Source organism: Rhodoferax sp. (assembly GCF_023700745.1).
Taxonomy (GTDB): domain Bacteria; phylum Pseudomonadota; class Gammaproteobacteria; order Burkholderiales; family Burkholderiaceae_C; genus Rhodoferax.
In genome coordinates this window covers 358,788-377,689 of sequence record NZ_JAMPYG010000001.1, presented here as the reverse complement: position 1 = coordinate 377,689, position 18,902 = coordinate 358,788, and the positions used below count along the sequence as shown (strand labels likewise).

Annotated in this window: 18 protein-coding genes; 11 read left to right on the top strand and 7 right to left on the bottom strand. The window is 63.3% G+C overall.

From position 1 onward, the window contains the following. The first annotated feature begins 36 nt into the window (after nt 1-36). The 5 genes from NDJ10_RS01860 to NDJ10_RS01840 all read left to right on the top strand — a co-directional run bounded on the left by NDJ10_RS01860 (nt 37) and on the right by NDJ10_RS01840 (nt 4,517). Nucleotides 37-666, top strand: a complete 630-nt coding sequence (locus NDJ10_RS01860; RefSeq protein WP_296159359.1) for a nitroreductase family protein — start codon at nt 37-39, stop codon at nt 664-666. A 72-nt stretch (nt 667-738) separates the two neighbouring features. Further along, entirely contained in the window at nt 739-2,112 is a 1,374-nt protein-coding gene (locus NDJ10_RS01855; RefSeq protein ID WP_296159357.1) for a DUF3422 domain-containing protein, read from the top strand. Between the two features lie 96 nt (nt 2,113-2,208). After that, on the top strand, nt 2,209-2,679 hold the full coding sequence (locus tag NDJ10_RS01850; protein ID WP_296159356.1) for a PaaI family thioesterase: 471 nt from the start codon (nt 2,209-2,211) through the stop codon (nt 2,677-2,679). A 43-nt stretch (nt 2,680-2,722) separates the two neighbouring features. Continuing rightward, a complete protein-coding gene (gene glgC, locus NDJ10_RS01845) occupies nt 2,723-4,012 on the top strand; it encodes a glucose-1-phosphate adenylyltransferase (protein ID WP_296159355.1) in 1,290 nt (429 codons plus the stop codon). A gap of 124 nt (nt 4,013-4,136) precedes the next feature. Further along, nucleotides 4,137-4,517, top strand: coding sequence for a rhodanese-like domain-containing protein (locus tag NDJ10_RS01840; RefSeq protein WP_296159354.1), 381 nt, complete (start codon nt 4,137-4,139; stop codon nt 4,515-4,517). 7 nt (nt 4,518-4,524) lie between these two features. Here NDJ10_RS01840 and NDJ10_RS01835 read toward each other — a convergent pair whose 3' ends face one another. The 6 genes from NDJ10_RS01835 to senB form a co-directional block, all read right to left on the bottom strand. Continuing rightward, nucleotides 4,525-5,259 carry an ABC transporter ATP-binding protein gene (locus NDJ10_RS01835; protein ID WP_296159353.1) on the bottom strand — a complete coding sequence of 245 codons (735 nt, stop codon included), beginning with the start codon at nt 5,257-5,259 and terminating at the stop codon, nt 4,525-4,527. Further along, nucleotides 5,256-6,449: an ABC transporter permease gene (locus NDJ10_RS01830; protein WP_296159352.1), complete on the bottom strand. Its 1,194-nt coding sequence runs from the start codon at nt 6,447-6,449 to the stop codon at nt 5,256-5,258. The genes NDJ10_RS01835 and NDJ10_RS01830 overlap by 4 nt, the downstream gene beginning before the upstream one ends. Beyond that, nucleotides 6,446-7,642 carry an efflux RND transporter periplasmic adaptor subunit gene (locus NDJ10_RS01825; protein ID WP_296159351.1) on the bottom strand — a complete coding sequence of 399 codons (1,197 nt, stop codon included), beginning with the start codon at nt 7,640-7,642 and terminating at the stop codon, nt 6,446-6,448. The genes NDJ10_RS01830 and NDJ10_RS01825 overlap by 4 nt, the downstream gene beginning before the upstream one ends. Then, entirely contained in the window at nt 7,639-8,277 is a 639-nt protein-coding gene (locus NDJ10_RS01820) for a TetR/AcrR family transcriptional regulator (RefSeq protein WP_296159349.1), read from the bottom strand. Before NDJ10_RS01820 ends, NDJ10_RS01825 begins: the two co-directional genes overlap by 4 nt. Before the next feature lie 455 nt (nt 8,278-8,732). Next, entirely contained in the window at nt 8,733-11,024 is a 2,292-nt protein-coding gene (gene selD, locus NDJ10_RS01815) for a selenide, water dikinase SelD (protein ID WP_296159348.1), read from the bottom strand. A 42-nt stretch (nt 11,025-11,066) separates the two neighbouring features. Next, nucleotides 11,067-12,095, bottom strand: a complete 1,029-nt coding sequence (gene senB / locus NDJ10_RS01810; RefSeq protein WP_296159347.1) for a selenoneine biosynthesis selenosugar synthase SenB — start codon at nt 12,093-12,095, stop codon at nt 11,067-11,069. A gap of 5 nt (nt 12,096-12,100) precedes the next feature. Between senB and senA the strand changes: the two genes are divergently transcribed. Beyond that, nucleotides 12,101-13,366 carry a selenoneine synthase SenA gene (gene senA, locus NDJ10_RS01805; protein WP_296159346.1) on the top strand — a complete coding sequence of 422 codons (1,266 nt, stop codon included), beginning with the start codon at nt 12,101-12,103 and terminating at the stop codon, nt 13,364-13,366. A 12-nt stretch (nt 13,367-13,378) separates the two neighbouring features. Here the strand turns inward: senA and egtD are convergent, their stop codons facing one another. Further along, on the bottom strand, nt 13,379-14,371 hold the full coding sequence (gene egtD / locus NDJ10_RS01800) for an L-histidine N(alpha)-methyltransferase (protein ID WP_296159345.1): 993 nt from the start codon (nt 14,369-14,371) through the stop codon (nt 13,379-13,381). A 140-nt stretch (nt 14,372-14,511) separates the two neighbouring features. Between egtD and NDJ10_RS01795 the strand changes: the two genes are divergently transcribed. From NDJ10_RS01795 to NDJ10_RS01775, 5 genes are all read left to right on the top strand, one after another. Beyond that, on the top strand, nt 14,512-15,372 hold the full coding sequence (locus NDJ10_RS01795) for a putative selenate ABC transporter substrate-binding protein (RefSeq protein WP_296159344.1): 861 nt from the start codon (nt 14,512-14,514) through the stop codon (nt 15,370-15,372). 18 nt (nt 15,373-15,390) lie between these two features. Continuing rightward, complete coding sequence (locus tag NDJ10_RS01790; RefSeq protein WP_296159343.1) at nt 15,391-16,221, top strand: ATP-binding cassette domain-containing protein; 831 nt, start codon at nt 15,391-15,393, stop codon at nt 16,219-16,221. Nucleotide 16,222: 1 nt separating this feature from the next. Continuing rightward, on the top strand, nt 16,223-17,059 hold the full coding sequence (locus NDJ10_RS01785) for an ABC transporter permease (RefSeq protein WP_296159341.1): 837 nt from the start codon (nt 16,223-16,225) through the stop codon (nt 17,057-17,059). Next, on the top strand, nt 17,056-17,859 hold the full coding sequence (gene phnE / locus NDJ10_RS01780; protein WP_296159340.1) for a phosphonate ABC transporter, permease protein PhnE: 804 nt from the start codon (nt 17,056-17,058) through the stop codon (nt 17,857-17,859). The genes NDJ10_RS01785 and phnE overlap by 4 nt, the downstream gene beginning before the upstream one ends. Before the next feature lie 656 nt (nt 17,860-18,515). After that, on the top strand, nt 18,516-18,872 hold the full coding sequence (locus tag NDJ10_RS01775) for a carboxymuconolactone decarboxylase family protein (RefSeq protein WP_296159339.1): 357 nt from the start codon (nt 18,516-18,518) through the stop codon (nt 18,870-18,872). Nucleotides 18,873-18,902 lie beyond the last annotated feature (30 nt).

The window sequence follows — 18,902 nt, the reverse complement described above, 5'->3', positions numbered from 1 at the left end:
AGGCACACTTGCGGGCGAGCACTCAGGAATTACCCCATGGATTTACCCACCAGCTTTGAATTTTCGGAATTTGCCAAGGCACTGATTCATTCGCGCCAGCACGTGGCGCCGCGCCGCCTGGTCGATCCGGGGCCGTCCGGGCCGCAAGTGCTGGAGATTCTCGGCACGGCGGCGGCGGCCCCCGACCACGGTCAGATGCTGCCCTGGCGTTTTGTGCTGGTGCCTGCGGACAGACGCGCGCTGCTGGCCGAGGTGTTCGGCCTGGCGCTGCAAGACCGAGACCCCACGGCCACGCCCGAACAAATCGACAACGCGCGTGACAAGGCCCACCGTGCGCCATTTCTGATGCTGGCCATTGCCAGACTGGCCGGCAGCACACCTGAGCGCGACGCCCTGCGTCAGGAGTCGGGTGAACTGGCGGTCAGCGATGCCGAGCGCCTGGTGTCGCTGGGCTGTGCCATTCAAAACGTGCTGTTGGCAGCGCATGCCATGGGCTTTGGCTCGGGGCTCACCAGTGGCCAGGCACTGGCGTCGCCCAGGTTGCGCGCCCTGTTTGGCATGCATGCGCATGAGCAGGCCGTTTGCTGCATCAACATCGGCACCGTGGCCAAGGGCAAACCGGCGCGTTTGCGCCCGGACGTCGCGGCGTTTGTCAGCAGCCTGTGATATTTTGATCAACAGAACCCCGGCAAAATAGCACTCATGCAAATCGCCACCCCAGCTGATTCAGTGCCTCCCGTGCTTCAATGTTTGCCGCCCAATGACTGGCAGCGCACGGCCTTGCACAATGAGGTGCATGCCCGACCGTCGGCGCGCATCCGCTTGCCGGCGCTGATTGTTTATGTGGCGGTGCTCAACGAGGGCGTGAGCCGCGAGGCCGAATGCGCCCATTTGAACCGCTTGCCCGGCCTGGCCGAACTGCTGCCTGACAGTTTGCAGAATAATTTTTTGCGTTTGCGACTGGACGGTTTGACCGTCAGGTGGGAGCGCCACACTGAATTTACCCGCTATTCCATCGTTCAGCCGCTGCCAACCGAAGCTTTGCTGGGCGCCTCCGAGCCTCCCTTGCTGCACAGTCTGGCGGTGCCGCCGCAATGGCTGGCGCAGATTCCCGGTCGTACCGTGGCCGCAGTGCAGTTGGCCATGCTGAATGCCCCGCTCGATGATGCCACCGCCTTGATGACGGAAGCGGTGAACTGGCTGGGTGGGCACACCGTGGTGGCCTCCTTGCTGGGCAGCAATGCCGCCAACGGGGCGGGACAGGGGACAGAGCCTGCCAACCGCCACGGTTATGAACACCCCTTGGGCCATTCCTGGGCGTTGACGCAGTTCCGCCTGCAGCCAGACGGCTTCGAGCGCATGCTGGTGATCGCACCCGAAGGCACCAGCCAGACCCGTGCTGGTCGCATTGCCGCGCGCCTGCTGGAGCTGGAAACCTACCGGCTGATGGCGCTGCGTGGCCTGCCGGTGGCCAAGACCCTCGGGCCGATGCTGGCGCAGGCCGAAAGTGACCTGGTGCGCATCACCGCCCAGCTTGAAGACAAATCGGCCTCCGACCAGGAACTGCTCGACACTCTGGTGTCATTGGCCGCCAGTGTGGAGCGTGCCACTGCCGCCCACAGTTACCGTTTTGCCGCCACACAGGCTTATTACGCGCTGGTCAATCAGCGCATCAAAGAGTTGCGCGAGAAAGCCATTCCCGGCACGCAAACCATTGGTGAGTTCATGCAACGCCGCTTGTCGCCGGCCATGGCCACCGTGGCGGCCACCGGGCAAAGGCTGGTTTCGTTGTCGGAGCGGGTGGCGCGTGCCAGTGACTTGCTGCGCACCCGGGTTGACATTGCCACCGAGGTGCAAAACCAGCAGCTGCTGGAAAAGCTCACGCGGGGCCAGGAACTGCAACTGCGCCTGCAAAGCACGGTTGAAGGCCTGTCGATTGCCGCCATCTCTTATTACGTGATCAGCCTGCTGTTGTACGGCGGCAAGGCGCTCAAGGCGGCGGGACTGCCGATCCATCCGGAAATGGCCGCCGGCGCCCTGGTGCCGGTGGTGTTGTGGGCAGTCTGGCGCACCACGCGGCGTATCCATGCCAAGCTGCAGGTAGGCCACTAAAAGTCTGAAAATTGACAAATGTCAGCCTTCTTGGTCTGGGACTGATGCGTAATAAGAAGCTTTAACAAGACTTGATTCACTGACTAGGAGACATGCGTGAAAGCCTTTCAGGACTATTACCCCGAGAACCTGTCGCACTGTTATGGCTGCGGCGCTAAAAATGACCACGGCCATCGCATCAAAACGTATTGGGACGGCGATGACACCGTGACCCGTTTCACACCCGAGCCGTTTCACACTGCGATACCAGGATTCACCTATGGTGGCCTGCTGGCGTCGCTGATCGATTGTCACAGCACCGGCACCGCTGCGGCGGCCATGTACCGGCAGGAAGGGCGTGCCATGGACACGCTACCCGCGTTTCGGTTTGTCACCGGTTCGCTGCATGTCGATTATTTGAAACCCACCCCGATTTCAGAGACACTGGAAATTCGCGGCCGGGTGAAGGAGATAAAAGGTCGCAAGGTCGTCATCGAGTCCACCGTCTATGCCGGCGGTATTGCCACCGCGCGTGGCGAGGTGGTGGCGATCCAGATGCCCGAGAACTTTGGCGTGGCTGCAGCCTGAGCACCACCGTTTTGTGTGTTCATGACAACGTGTGAGTGCCATCATGGCAAGCGATCAAGATATGGAGGTGAGTGAGTGCAAAGCGCAGGACCCGCGTTTTGTCAGCCAGCTGACACGTAATACCTTCGCGCTGATTCTGGCGGGTGGCCGTGGCAGCCGGTTGCATGAGTTGACCGATTTTCGCGCCAAGCCGGCGGTGCCGTTTGGTGGCAAGTTCCGCATCATCGACTTTACCCTGTCCAACTGCGTCAATTCAGGTGTGCGCCGGGTTGGCGTGGCCACGCAGTACAAGGCGCAAAGCCTGATCCGGCATTTGCAACTGGGCTGGAGTTTTCTGGACGGGCGCCTCAACGAGTTCATCGAGATCATGCCGGCGCAACAGCAGTCTGACGAAGTGCACTGGTACCAGGGTACGGCCGATGCGGTGTTTCAGAACCTGCGGGAAATTCGCCATGCCCGGCCCGAGTACGTGCTGGTCCTGTCCGGCGATCATATTTACCACATGGATTATGGCCGGGTGCTCGCCGCCCACGTGGCACGCAAGGCGGACTTGACCGTGGCTTGCATTGAGGTGCCGCTGGTCGAAGCCAGCAGCTTAGGCGTGATGTCGGTGGATGAGGCAGGGCGGGTGCTTGAGTTCACCGAAAAGCCCGCCCTGCCGCAAGCCATGCCGGGTGATCCATCCCGAGCGCTGGCCAGCATGGGCATTTATGTCTTCAACACCCACTTTTTGATTGAGCAACTGGTGCGCGATGCGGACGACCCCAGGTCGACCCACGATTTCGGCAAGGACGTCATTCCGCACTGTGTCAAACGCTACCGCACCTTCGCCCAGAACTTTGCCGAGAGCTGTGTCAGCGAGCCAGGCAAGCCTGCGTATTGGCGTGATGTCGGCACACTCGACGCGTACTGGGCGGCCAATATGGACCTGGTGCAGGTCACACCCGACCTCAATCTGTATTCCGACCACTGGCCGATCTGGACCTGGCAGCCGCAAACGCCACCGGCCAAGTTCGTTTTTGACGACGACGCCCGGCGCGGTTATGCGGTCGACTCGATGGTTTCGGGCGGCAGCATTGTCAGCGGTGCCACAGTACGCCGGTCCATGCTGTTCTCCGGGGTGCATGTGCACAGTTACGCCGTCATCGAAGACTCGATGGTGCTGCCTAATGTTCAGATCGGTCGGCATTGCATTCTGAAGAAATGCATCATTGACAAAAATTGCGTGCTGCCCGAGGGCACCGTGATTGGCATGGACCCGGTGCAGGACAAAAAACGCTTTCGGGTCACCGACTCGGGCATCACGCTGGTCACCAAGAAGATGTTGGGGTAGGACCTGAAGGGGATCCGCTGAGCTTGTCCACGCAGCGGCTATTTCAGAACCCCTGTACCCGTAGATACTTAAGAAACTACGGATACTATTCGGAGTCTCTCAACTCCCGACTGGAAACTGCCTGATGAAAACTGCCCACGACCTGGTTGCTGCTGCCAAAACCCGCGTAGACGAAATCACTGTGGCTGATGCCGAGCAAGCCATCCGTGAAGCCGATGTGCTGGTGGATGTGCGCGAAGCTGATGAATTTGCCGCCGGTCATCTGGCGGGTGCCGTGCATATTTCGCGCGGCATGCTCGAATTCAAATTCAGCGCCAACCCGGCACTGCAGGCGCGTGACCTGAACCTTTTGCTGTATTGCAAAACCAGCGGCCGTGCCGCGCTGGCTGCGACAGCCCTGCACGACATGGGCTACCTGAATGTGCGCTCCATCGCCGGTGGTTTTGATGCCTGGGTGGCTGCGGGCAAACCCGTGGCCAAGCCCGAGATACCCTCGTTCGAGTAAAACGCCACTAAGCCAGCGAGCGGCCTTCGCCGGCTTCTTCAACGGTTTGGCCGTCGCGGATATGGTAGATCCGCTTGAAGGTGGGAATGATTTTTTCGTCGTGCGTCACCACGATGATCGCGGTATGGGCCTGCACCGCCATCTGGTTCAGGATGCGCATCACGCCCAGGGCACGTTCGCTGTCGAGCGGCGCAGTGGGTTCGTCGGCCAGGATCACCGGCGGACGGTTGGCCAATGCCCGTGCTATGGAAACCCGTTGCTGCTCGCCCCCCGAGAGTTGTGAGGGTTCGGCTTTGGCGCGGTGCTGCACATCGAGCGCGGTGAGCAATTCCAGCGCCCGGGCTCGGGCTTGCGGGTTGGCCTGACCGGCCAGCATGGGCAGCAGCGCCACGTTGTCGGTCACATCCAGAAACGGGATCAGATAGGGCGCCTGAAAAATGAAGCCAATGCGGTCCCGCCGCAGCGCGCGCAGGTCGGGCACCTTCCAGCCGTTGTCGTAAATCACGTCGCTGCCCAGGGTCATGCGCCCCGAGGTTGGTTCGATGATGGCGCCCAGGCATTTAAGCAGTGTGCTCTTGCCCGAACCAGAGGGTCCAACCAGTCCCACCACCTCGCCAGGCGCCACCACCAGGTTGACGTTTTTCAGGGCCTCGACGGCGCTGTCACCCTTGCCGTAGACCTTGCGCAGGCCTTCAATGCGGATGCCGCCCGTGCTTGTTTGTTGTGTGTTCATGGTGCTCATCCAATCGCCTCGGCGGGGTCGACCTTGAGCGCCACGCGAATCGCCAGTGTGCTGGCCAGGGCGCAAATGAGCAGGGTGGCGAGCAGGCCGATGACCGCATCGCGCGGCATCAGCAGCACGTATTTGGGGAAAATCGGCGCCCAGACCGTGGCCGAGATCTTGCCCACCATGAAGCCGATCAGCCCGAGCCCCATGGCCTGTTGCAGGATCATGCTGGCAATCGTCGTGTTGCGCGTGCCAATCAGCTTGAGCACCGCAATTTCGCGGATTTTGCCCAGCGTCATGGTGTAAATGATGAAGGCCACAATGGCCGCGCTCACCACCGCCAGGATCGCCAGAAACATGCCGATTTGGCGGGCCGAGGTGGCAATCAACTTGGCCACCAGGATGTCTTCCATACCAGCGCGGGTGTAAACCTGCACATGCTTCCAGCGCTTCAGGGCATCGGCCACCTCATCGGCCTGCCAGCCCGGTTGCAACTGCACCAGCACGGCGTTGACGTTGTGGCTGCTGGTTTGCAGGTTTTGTACCGCATCGAGCAATCCCGGCACGCCGGGGCGGTTGAAAGCCGGGTTGGCCGCGGTGCGGGTGCGGTCATTGACGATGCTGTCGTTGTCCTTTAAAAACTGCGCTTCCTGCGCGTCCTTGAGCGGCACAAACAGCATCGGGTCACCGCCCGAGGACACCATGCGTGCGGTGAGCCCGACCACGGTGTAGTTGTGGCGGCGCACGCGCACCGCGTCGCCCAGCTTGAGGCCGGTCTTGACATCGGCCACGGCTTCATAGTGGTTGCGGGTAAGCTGGCGCCCGGCCACCAGGTAAGCCGGCGCACCGGGTTTGCCGGGCTCCACGCCCACCACCATGGTGCGGGCTTCCTCGCCACCGGGGCGCTGCACCTGCATGGTGAGGTAGGTCACGTTGGCGGCTTGCGCTACGCCTGGCATGCCGCGCACGCTGCGCACCACGTCGTCCTTGATGCTGGACGACTCCGCATACGGGCCCTGGGTGTCTTTTTGCACCACCCACAGCTCAGCCTGGCTGTTGCTCAGCAGGGCCTGCGCATCATCCACCATGCCGCGGTAGATACCAGCCATCGAAAGCGTCACGCCAATCAGCAAGCCCAGCCCCAGGCCGGTGAGGGCAAACTTGCCCCAACCATGCAGGATGTCGCGGCCGGCCAGGCTGATCATTGGGATGCCTCGGGCTTCACCAAGGCGTCTACCACCGAGATGCGCGAGCCGCTGCTCAGGGCTTTCTGGCTGTAGACCACCACCTGGTCGCTTTTATCCAGTCCCTTGAGCACCTGCACCTGGCCGTCCAGGCTCTGGATGCCGAGCTCCACCGAAGTGAATTCAGGCTTGCCACTGGTCACGCGCCAGACACCGCTCTGGCCTTGTTGATACTGGATGGCGGCGTTGGGTAACAGCAGTGCCGGCGTGGTGGTGGGCAGTTGCAAGGTGACTTCGGCCATTTCCCCCACCGACACGGCAGTCGGCGGCGCATCAAACGCCACCTGGGCCAGGCGCTCTTCGGTCACGCTGTCGGCCAACAGTTCCAGCCGTGCCACCTGGCCGCTCAAGGGCGTTTGTGGTCGGGAACGCAGCACGATGCTGGCCTTGACACCGTTGGCCAGACCGGCCGAGCGGCCCTGGTCAACACGCAGCCTGATCCACAGGCTGGCCGGGTCCATCAGGCGCAGCACGGGTTGTCCCGCCACCACCGTGCTGCCCGCCTCGGCGTCACGCGTGGTCACCACCGCGTCGGCCGGGGCGAACAGGCGTAAGTTGTCATGCTGCTGTGCCAATGCTGCGCGCTCTGCTTTGAGGCGCGTCAGGTCCTGGCCGGTGCCTGCCAGATTGGCTTGCGCCGCCTGTACTGCCGCGCTGGCCGAAGCCTGGCTCTGCAGGACGGCATCCAGCGCGCCGGGGCTGATGAAGTTTTGCCGTGCCAGGTCCTGGTTGCGTTGGGTCGTGCTGGCAGCTAACGCGCTGCGTGCTTTGGAGTCCAGCAACTGTGCCTGCGCGGCAGCCTGGGCACTGCCAGCCCGCGCCAATGAGGCATCCAATGCGGCCAGGCGCTCACTCAAGTCCACCGGGTCCATTTCGGCCAGCAGTTGCCCGGCCTTGACCTGGTCGCCCACATCTACCTTGACGCTCAACACGCGCCCGGCCACGGTCGGACCGACCATCCAGCTGCGCCGCGCTTCGACCGTGCCGATGCCAAAAATGGACGGGTTCAGACTGCCCTCGACGGGGCTGGCCACTGTGACCTTGATGGGCGCCAGCGGGCCGGTGCGCAGCGACACATAGGCCATGCCGGCGACGAGGGCCAGGGCAATGGCACCCAGCATCAGGCGGCGTTTGAGTAAGGCTGTGGCGTTCATGGTCTTCCTTCAAGGTCATTGGGCGGGCATTGCAGCCCCTGTTGGAGAATGGCAAAAACGCCAGGAGCCTGTCTGGCAATGGCGGGCACATCGTCAGCCAGCATGGCTTGCATCACCAGGCCCTGGATTGAACCGATGAACAGCACGGCGGCGGCGGAAAGGTCGATGCCTGGGCGCAGTGCCTGCTGTGTTTGGGCCTGCTGCAAGACGCCCAGCAGCAACTGTCGATAGTGCAGCAGCAACTCACGCACCCGGTTTTTCAGCGCGGTGTCGCCCGGACGCTGTAGCTCCTGAAAGATCAGCCGGGGCACGCCGGGGTAGTGCATGACGAAGTCCACATGGGCCAGAAAGACCGCTCGCAGGGCCGGCAAGGCGACGTTTTCTGCACCCTTGGCCGCCAGTTGCAGACGCGCCATCAAGGTGTCGGCCATCCAGTCGAGCACGGCCAGCCAGATGGCTTCCTTGCTGGCGAAGTGCTTGAACACTGCACCTTGCGATATGCCGACCGCATGCGCCAGGTCAGCTGTGGTGATGTCTGCCGGGCTGCGTTGCGCAGCCAGCATCAGTGCGGCGTCCACCAACCCGGCTTGACGCACCTCGGTGCGCTGTTTGGCTGTCTTGTCCAGAACTTGCATGTTGCCTGAAGTAATTAATCAATTACCTATTCTAGGGCTTGAAGCTGAAATGGGGTGTGAAGGCTGGGTAAAGTTTTTTGTGCTGCGAGGGGCAAACGACGGGGTTGGTCGCTCTGTGCTGCACTGCTTGGGGTAGCTTGTTTTGTGCTGCGCGCGGCAACCGGTAGGGGCGGCCACCTCTCAACTGGGGTACCAGAAATCGGTGACCACCCCTGCCGGTTGCCACGCGAGGCGGTGGATATGCAAAGGTGGTAAAAAAACCGAGTTACCAATCTTTATTTTTTCACCAGCGTCAGTGCAGTGGCTGGCTTTGGGGGCTGACGATTTCTGGTACTCCAGTATGAGGAAGCCGCCAAAGCCAGCCACTGCGCGGTTTAGCGTTAACAATATCTTTAAAGTATCAGAGGCAGCGCCTAAGCCAAAAATTCGTCAAGGTCAGAAGTTTTCCAAACGAATCACGGTAATAACACCACAGGCTCCAGCGCCTCGCCCTGCGCCAGGATGCGCCCAATGATGGCTGTGTTGCTATAACCAGCTGCCTGCAATGCCGCCACACAGCCTTGAGCCCGGTCAGCCGGTACGCTGGCCAGCAGGCCACCGGCAGTTTGTGGGTCGAACAGCAGCGGGTAACGCGGGTGAATGACAAATTCTTCCTGATTGCGCAGCGCCCGGCGCAGGCGCACATTGGCGGGTTGCAGCGAGCTCACGATGCCCGCCGCTACGGTTTCCTGCGCACCTTCCAGCAGCGGCAGCGCTGACAACACCAGTTCGGCATCTACCTCTGAGGCCCGGGTCATCTCGACGAGGTGGCCCAGCAGGCCAAAGCCGGTCAGGTCGGTGCAGGCGGTGGCGCCAAAGTCGCGCAGGCACTGGGCACCTTGCCGGTTGGACAGCACCATGGACTGCAGCGCGGCGTCGATCCAGCGCCCCTTGGCCGCCAGCCGGGCGTGGGCGGCAAACAGTGTGCCGGTGCCAATCGGCTTGGTCAGAATCAGCACATCGCCGGGCTGCATGCCACCTTTGCGCGTGACACCTGCCAGCTGCTCGTCCATCAGGCCGTTCACCGCAAAGCCCAGTGCCAGTTCAGACCCTTCCCCGGTGTGACCGCCCACCAGCGCACAGCCGGCGTCGTTGAGCACCTCGACCGCGCCGCTCATCATCTGGAACAGCAGGTCTTCGACCTTGGCCTCCAGCCCCGGGGGCACGGTGGCAATGGCGGTGGCCGACTGCGGCTCGGCGCCCATGGCAAAAATGTCACCCAGGGCGTGGTTGGCGGCAACCTTGCCGAACAGGTAGGGGTCGTCGACAAAGGCGCGGAAAAAGTCCACTGAATGCACCAGTGCCATGCCGGGCGGCACGCGCACCACCGCCGCGTCGTCGGGGTCTTTGAGGCCGATGAGTACATCGTCGCGCTGCACCACTTGCAAGGACGCGAGCGCCCTTGACAGTACTGTGGCTCCCACCTTGGCACCACAGCCACCGCAGCGCATGGCGATGGCCGAAATCGCCTGCAGGGCTTCGTCCGGGTTCAGCGCCAGTTGTGACGTTGTGCTGCGCGCCGGTGCCTCCGTTTTGGCTTGCATGTCGGGAAATTCGGAAAAATTGCGCATGAAACGCCGGTCGATCCCGTCTTTCCAGCGCCACACCCAGTCACCCCAGAAACCCAAAGCGCCGCGCGAGGCCACGGCATAACGGTCGCCGGTGCTGATCAGGGCGAGCCAGCGCGATTGCGGCCGGTAGCTCCGCAAGGCGCGACCCTGCACGCTCAGGCGCAGGTTGTCGGCCAGCGGCCGGCCCATGCGAACGGCAAACACGCCGGCCTTTTCCAGCGGGAAATTGTCCATGGCGGCAATGTCGCCGGCGGCAAAAATGGTCGGATCGGTGACGGTTTGCAGCTGGTCGTTCACCCGCACAAAGCCGCCGGCATCGAGCGCCAGGCCGGTATCTTGCAGCCAGGGCGCACCGCCCGCTTGCGTGACCCACATGATCTCGTCGGCCTCGACCACCTGGCCGCCAGCACAGAGCAGCCGACCGGGTTCGACCCGCGTGACCTCCGCATTCAGGAGCACCTGCACACCACGCTCGGCCAGCACGCTGGCAAACTTGCGGCGCACCCGCGTGTTGTGGGTCGGCAGGATGCTGTCTGTCGCTGTGAGCAGGTGAAACTGCAGCAGTGCGGGGTCGTGCCCGCGAGACATCAGTTCCTGGCGCAGGCGATACTGCATTGACAACAGCAGCTCAACCCCGCCAGCCCCGGCGCCAACCACCGCAATGCGCAGTAGCCCCTGGGTGTGCTCTTGCACCCTGGCCAGCAGCGCCAGCCAGCGCTGGTTGAAGCGGGTGATGGGCTTGACCGGCGTGCTGAAGGCATCGGCCCCGGTGACACCGTTCAGGCGCGGCGTCGAGCCGATGTTGATCGACAAGCAGTCGTAAGGCACCGGCGGGCGATGGCGGCACAGCACTTTTTGGGCCGCGCGGTCAATGCCCACCACCTCGTCGCGGTAAAGCCGGGCACCGGCAAACACGGCCAGCCCTGCTAGGTCGATATGCACCTCGTCATAAGCGTAGTGGCCCGACACGTAGCCTGGCAACATGCCAGAGTAGGGCGTATGGACATCGGTGCAGATCACGGTCAGGCGCACGCCGGTTTCGGGCTGCATGCCAAAGCGTTTGAGCACGCCCACATGGCTGTGGCCGCCGCCAATCAGCACGATGTCTCTGGCAATGGGTTGACTGGGGTGTTGCATCAGGAGAAAAGCTTCAGAAAAAACAAAAAAGAGCGGTGGCTGTCAGCGGCAGGCGGGCGGTGCGGTGAGTCCGGTCACCAGCTGTTGCAGCGCCAATTGCTCGGCCTCTGGCGCAAACAGCGGTGCACGCGCTGCGCACTGGGCTTGCAAAAGCGCCAAAAAAGCTGGTTCGTGGCGGCAGCGCCGCAGCAGATCGACCAGCTGGTGTGCATTGTCCCAGTCAAAGTAGCCCGCGTAATCGGTCCCCAGCATGCCCACATTGCCGTCAATGCGCGAGGCCAGCACCGGTGTGCCGCAGCGCACCGCCTCCATCACCACATGGGCGCCGCCTTCCATGCGGCTGGTGTGCACCAGCACATGGGCGCGCTGGATGCGCCGGCGCGTGGCCTCGTGCGGCAAGGCGCCCAGCCAGCGGTAGCCAGGGCAGGCGGTGGCCGTGGCCTGCGCCTGGGCCGCCAGGGCGGCGTCCAGTGGCGCGCCAATGTGGTCGATGTGAATGGCATCAAAGGGCTCTAGCAGTCGGGCGGCGGCAAACAGGGTCTGTGGCGACTTCTCGTCGCGCAGGTGGCCGACCATCACCGCCCTGAGCAAGCGCGCCGATTTGGCCAGGCTCTGGCGCGCCGACGTGGACTGATAAATCACTTGGGTGCGGGGGTGTAGCGCCGTCGGCAAGCGCGCCAAGCCCAGGTCTTGCAACACCACCAGGCGCTGTGCCAACTGCAGCGAACGCTGGGCCTGCACATCCGTCTGGATGTCGCGGTACAGGTCGGTGCCGGTCAGCACCACGGCCAGGCCGGCCACCGGCTGCAAGTCTGTGTCACACCACTGGCTTTGCGCCCAGGCGTTGACCGACGCCGCCGAGCGCCGCGCGTGCAAGGCGATCATGGCGCTGTCGTGTGCGGCAGCCGGGCCATCAGGCCACTGGGTCACGATGCGCACCTGGAATCCGGGGTGGCTGGCTGTGGGTGTCTGCAGAAATTTTTGCCAACGCCTGGCGGTTTGCCAATTGCCGTTGTTGGCATCGGCCAGCGCCGGGCTCACAATCACCACTTGTTTTTTGATGGAGGTCATCAGCCATGCTCCCCGAGTCGACTCCACCCTGGCACCGCTGGCAACCCGCCCAGGCGGCGCGCAGCGCAGACCCGCAGGCGTTGGCGCAGCTGCTGCAGGCCAGCCGCGCCCGCACGCTGGCCTTGCTGAATGCCTACGAGGCAGCGCTGGGGCCGGGGCTGGCCGTGCCGTGCAGCCCACAACTTAACCCGCCGCTGTGGGAAGCAGGTCACATCGCCTGGTTTCAGGAATTCTGGCTGGCGCGCAACCCGCAGCGCCGTTTGGGGGTGCAGGCGGATCCGCTGGTGGCACGCGTGCCCGCGTTGTTGCCGCAAGCCGATGCACTGTACAACTCCAGTGTGGTGGCGCACGACAGCCGTTGGCATTTGCCGCTGCCTGACTTGCAGGCCACCCGGGCGTATCTGCAGGCCACGCTGGCGCAGACCCTGGCCTTGCTGGCGGCTGAACCCACCGACGATGCCGCGCTGTATTTCTACCGCCTGGCCTTGTTCCATGAAGACATGCACGGCGAGGCGGCCGTCTATATGGCGCAGTCCCTGGCCTTGGCGCTGCCGCCAGCGCTTATCCACGACCAGACCCCGCGAACCCGTGGCTCGGCGCAGTTGCTCAAACTGGCGGCGGGTGACTGGACGCTGGGCTACACAGGCCAGGGCTTTGCCTTTGACAACGAACTGGGGCCGCACAGCGTGCCGCTGGACGCCTATGCCATCGACGACCGACCGGTGTCGTGGCGGCGCTATTTGCCCTTTGTCGAGGCAGGTGGCTATACCGACGCCCAGTGGTGGTCCGGGCCGGGCTGGCAGTGGCTGCAAGCCGGGCAGGGCGCTGCGGTTGTGGCCAGTCCGCGTTATTTGCGCCAGGTCAGCCTGGGCCAGGGCGCGCCGCTGTGGGAACAATGCCGCTTTGGTCAGTGGCACGCGCTGGACCTGGAAGCCCCCGCCTGTCACCTGAGTTATTTCGAGGCCGAGGCCTGGTGCCGTTGGGCCGGCCGCCAGTTGCCCACCGAAGCACAGTGGGAACAGGCCGCCATGACCCAGGCTGATTTTCACTGGGGCGAGGTCTGGGAATGGACCGCCAGCAGGTTTAGCCCGTACCCCGGTTTTGTGGCACACCCTTACCTTGACTACTCGGCCCCCTGGTTTGGCGACCGGCCGGTGCTGCGCGGTGCCAGTTGGGCCAGCGCCGAGCGCATGGTGCACCCGCGCTACCGCAATTACTTCACGCCCGAGCGCAACGACATGCATGCGGGGTTCAGAAGCTGCACCGGGTAAAAAAGTCATGGCTCAGGCACCCGCCCACATCACGGCAAAGCGACCCGCATCGGCGCTCGGCGCATCGGTCCACACCAGCGGCTCGGCAAAACCCGCCTCGCGCAGCAACTGCGAAAAACCAGCCACTGTCCATTTGTAAGAATTTTCAGTATGGATGCGCTCACCCTGGCTGAAGGCGCGCTGGCCGCCCGGCCACTGCACCATCAGGTCGCGCTGTGCCACCAGATGCATTTCAATGCGCGACGCCATGGGGTTGAACAAGGCGTGGTGCGCCCAGTCGGGCAGCCGCATGTCGGTGCCCACCAGTCGGTTCACGTTGGAGATCAGGTTGCGGTTGAAAGCGGCGGTGACACCCAGGGCATCGTCATAGGCGGCTTCCAGTTCAGTGGCGTCTTTCACCAGATCCACCCCGATCAGCAGCCCGCTGCCCGCCACCGGACCACAGGCCGCGCGCACCTGGCGCAAGAAGACCAGGGCCTGGGTCGGGGTGAAGTTGCCAATGCTCGAGCCCGGGTAAAACAGCAGCCTTGGGCCCGCGCCAGGTTCACCGGCCTGAGGTGGCAACTCCAGCGTTTGAGAAAAATCGAGCCCGATGCCGACCAGGTCCATGGCCGGGTACTGACGCTGCAACAGGTTCAGGGTGGCGCGCAAAAAATCGACCGAGATGTCCACCGCCACATAGCGACTGGGGCGCAGCACGTCAAAGAGCCCGGTAGCCTTGCCGCAGTTGCCCGCGCCCAGGTCAATCAGCGTGGCCCCTGGCGGCATGGCCCGGGCCATGGCCTGGGCATGCGTCTTGAAGATCGCCGCCTCGGTGCGCGTCGGGTAGTACTCGGGCAGCTCGGTGATGGCTTCGAACAGGCGCGAGCCCAGCGCGTCGTACAAAAACTTCGGGCTCACCGTGGCGCCGCCGGGCTGCGGGTTGGCCGTCAGGCCCTGCACAAGCTCGTGGCGAATGTGCTCGGCGCTGTCGTGGTGCAGTTGGACAAAGTCAGGCGTTTTCATGGCTTGCTGTGAGTGGCTGGGGCCTGATCGTAGCGCTCCTGACAGCCATCGACATTTTTGATTACCATTGCCCCCCGGCTTTGGCGCACCTTGACATGCGTCAACCGCATTTATTCATTCACAGAAAGCACTTTAAGCTCATGACCTCACGCCGTTTCACCCTCAACACCCTGCTGGCTTGCGCCGTCCTTGGCATCAGTGGCCAAAGCGTCGCGCAACAGGTTTTCAAGATCACCGCCATCCCCGACGAATCGCCCACCGAACTGGCGCGCAAGGCGGCCCCGCTGGTGAGCTACCTGTCGCAAAAACTGGGTATGAAGGTGGAATTCACCCCGGTGTCCGATTACGCTGCCGCCGTGGAAACACTGGTGAACAAACAGGTCGACATGGCCTGGTTTGGCGGCTTCACTTTTGTTCAGGCCAACGTGCGTTCGGGCGGCAAGGTACTGCCGCTGGTGCAACGCGCCGAAGACGCTAACTTCAAATCGGTTTTCATCACCTCGCAGCCGGGCATCTTGGCGCTGGCCGACCTGAAAGGCAAAACCCTGAGCTTTGGCTCGGCGTCGAGCACCTCCGGCCACCTGATGCCGCGCAACTATCTGTTGGAGGCCAGGATCAACCCCGACACCGACCTCAAGCGCGTGGCGTTCTCGGGTGCCCATGACGCCACCATTGCCGCCGTGGCGGCAGGCAAGGTCGACGCCGGTGCGCTCAATATTTCGGTTTGGGACAAGTTTGTGGCCGACAAAAAAGTCGACACCGCCAAGGTCCGGGTGTTTTACACCACGCCGGCTTATTTTGACTACAACTGGACCGTGCACGCCGACATGGCACCGGCCTTGCGCACCAAGCTCACGCAAGCCTTTCTGGACCTGAACAACAGCACGCCCGAAGGCAAGGCCTTGCTGGAGTTGCAACGTGCCAGCCGTTTCATCCCGACCCAGGCCGCCAATTACCAGGGCATCGAGGCGGCAGCCCGCAGTGCCGGCCTGCTCAAGTAAGCCAGGCGGCTTGTTGCGATGCACATAGCCTTGCAGGGCTGCTCGGCGCAGCACCCGTCGGCACCCGCATCAGCTGCGCCAGCGCTCAAGGCCATGGACCTGAGCCTGGCGCAGGGCGAGCAGGTGGCCATCATCGGCCCCTCGGGTGCGGGCAAAACCACGCTGCTGCAGGTGATGGCCTGCGCCCTCAAGCCGAGCGCAGGCCAATTGCTGCTCGATGGGCGCGATCCGTGGGCCTTGCGCACGGCAGACTTGCAGCGCCTGCGCGGTCAACTCTGTCTTGCCCCGCAGGTGCCACCGTTGCCGCCGCGCCAGCGGGTCATCACGGCCGTACTGGCCGGCCTGCTGCCGGGCATGGGGTTGTGGGCCAGCCTGGGCAACTTGCTCTACCCACGGCAGATCGAACTGGCCGAAGCGGCACTGGCGCGCTTTGACCTGGCTGAAAAATTGTTCGAGCGCGTCGACCGACTCTCAGGCGGCGAGCGCCAGCGGGTCGGGCTGGCGCGGCTGGCCGTGGCCAACGCGCGCCTGTTGCTGGTCGATGAGCCGCTGTCGGCGCTCGACCCCGAGCGCGCCCGCCAGGCCTGTGCGTCGATCACCGCAGTGGCGCGTGACCAGCAGGCCACGCTGGTCGCTACCTTGCACCATGTCGACATGGCGCTGCAGCACTTCCCGCGCATCGTGGGTTTGCGTGATGGCGAAGTGGTGTTTGACCTGCCGACCTCTGATGTGACCCCTGAGCGCCTGACCGATCTGTACGCGCGCCACCTGGACGAGTTGACCGGGCCGGCCACGCCGCTTGAGCTGTCGCCAGCCGCTGTCCCGGCCGTGGCCTTGACCTGCCGCTGACATGGGAATCCTGCGCACACCGGCTGCGGCACGACGCGACCCCGCCTGGATCGGCCGGCTGTTTGCGCTGCTCGTCACGGGCGTGGTGGCCTGGCCGCTGCTGGTGCTGGCTGAATTCAAGCCCTGGACGCTCTTTAGCCCCGAGAGCCTGCGCCCCACATTGAGCTTTCTGGGGGACTTTTTCCCACCCAAGCTGGAACCGGAGTTTTTGCTACTGGTGGCGCGCGAGACCTGGCGCACCGTGGCCATCGCCACGGCGGGCATCGTGCTGGCGCTGGGCTGGGCCATCCCGCTGGCGTTGATCGCGGCGCGCCCCCTCTCGGTGTCTGCCCTGTCGGGTCGCATGGCCTTGTTGCCCGCTACCGTCCGCCAGGCGGTGCGCTGGCTGCTGATGTTGCTCAGAAGTGTGCCCGAGCTGATTTGGGCGCTGATTTTTGTCCGCGTCGTCGGCTTGGGCCCGACCTCGGGCGTGTTGGCCATTGCGCTCACTTACGCCGGCATGCTGGGCAAGGTCTACGCCGAGATTCTGGAATCCAGCGATGGACAACCCACACAAACCCTGTTGCGTAACGGCAGTGGCCGCTTGCAGGCCTTTTGCTACGGCTTGCTGCCGCAAAGCGCTACTGAGCTCACCAGCTACACGGTCTACCGCTGGGAGTGCGCCATCCGCTCGTCGACGGTGCTGGGCTTTGTCGGTGCCGGCGGTCTGGGTCAGCAGATGGACGCCTCGATGAAGATGTTTAATGGCAGCGAAGTGGCCACCATGTTGCTGGTGTTCATGGCGCTGGTCTGGCTGGCCGACCGGGCCAGTGGCCTGCTGAGGAAGGCGCTGGCATGAGCCCCGTGCGTCCACCGCCGCTGTGGCACTGGCGCTGCAAGGCCTGCTGGCTCAACCTTGGGCTGCTGGTCCTGGTGCTGGCCAGCTTCATGTCGCTGGACTTGCAGTGGGGCAGGTTTTGGTCGCTGGACGCGCTGGCTTCCATGGGGCGTTTTGTCAGTGAGTTGCTGGTGCCGCAAACCGCCCCGGCGTTTCTGCACAAAGTGCTGTGGGCCAGCCTGGAGACCCTGGCCATGTCGGCGCTGGGTACGGCGCTGGCGGCTGTGGCCGGTTTGGCGCTGGCCCTGCCTGCGGCCCGAACCCACGCCGGTGACGCGGCACGCTGGCGTGGCCCGACCCGGCTGCTGCTCAATGCACTGCGCAGTATTCCCGAACTGGTCTGGGCCGCGCTGCTGCTGATCTCGGCCGGGCTGGGTCCATTGGCAGGCACGCTGGCGCTGGCGCTGCACACCACGGGGGTGCTGGGTCGCCTGTTTGCCGAGAGTTTCGAGAACCAGCCGCAGGGTCCGGCCGAGGCCCTGCGCGTGCGTGGTCTATCCAAGGCCAAGGTGTTCTGGTACGCCGATTTCCCCCAGGCCTTGCCGCAACTGGTGAGCTACACCCTGTACCGCTGGGAAAACAACATCCGTGCGGCGGCCGTGCTGGGTGTCGTTGGCGCCGGTGGTCTGGGGCAGATGCTGGCCTTTCACATGGGCTTGTTCCAGATGATGGAAACCAGTTCGGTACTGATCGCCATGATGCTGCTGGTGGCCGTGGTCGACGCTTTGAGTTACTTTGCCCGCTGGGCCATGCAGCGCTGACCAATTGAGGGTCGGATGCCAATTCATGTTGCTTTTGTAGGTTGGAGTCCGGTGTTTTTGGGGGTGCGATTCAAAATGATGTGCGGGCTTCAGATGAATTCTTCTTTTCCGAAGCACGCAGGTAGGTCTATCGGGTCGGGGCAGAAAACACGGTCATGGGCGAATCAGCCGGGCAATACGCTTTGCTACGTGTCCCCCGCCCGCTACGCGGGCTCCTCCTTGACCTTCGCAAAACGTATCGCCCGACTGATTTTGCGAGCGGTGGGGTTGCCACAAAAATGCTAACTTCGACAGCGTCAGGCACGGTGATTGGGCTATGCGACCGGGCTTTGGGGTGGAAGGCGCGCGACGACGAGCGCTTGCATACAGCCGCTTCAATTTCGCGTGTGTTTTCACCCCAAAACCGCATGCGCATGGCCCAGTCGCCGGGCCGGGTATCACGTGATGCCATGATTTCTTCAGGGTGCCACATCACTTTGAATCGCACCCGGTTTTGGGTGACCCAGTGACTTGCATTTACAATAATTCCAGCATGACTTATGTAATCATGGCGTGATGCAAACAGGCCCTGGGTTCAACAACACAAGGCTTGCCATCGTGACGGCATACGGCAACTGATTGCTGAAGTTGGTAGATTTTCAAAAGCAAGGAGTGTGATGAGTACCTTTGATTCCATTGGCCTGATGAAGAGCATCAATGACAAGCTCGGTCCCTTTCGCAAATCGCAAGGCGAAGCCATGCAGGGTTTTGCCCAGTTGGCCAAGGCCTCGATGGCCGAGGGGCTGGTCAGCGCCAAACACAAGGAGCTGATTGCCCTGGCCATCGGCATCACCCAGCACTGCGCTGGCTGCATTGCGTTTCACGTCAAGGCTTTGCACCGCCTGGGTTGCACCCGCGGCGAGCTCGAAGAGGCGCTGGCGGTCTGTGTCTACATGGGCGGCGGCCCCGGCCTGATGCTGGTGGCCGAGGCGCTGGCGGCCTGGGATGCGATGGCACCAGCCAACCCATCCTGAGACTTTGCGGGTCAGACCACTCACGCAGTG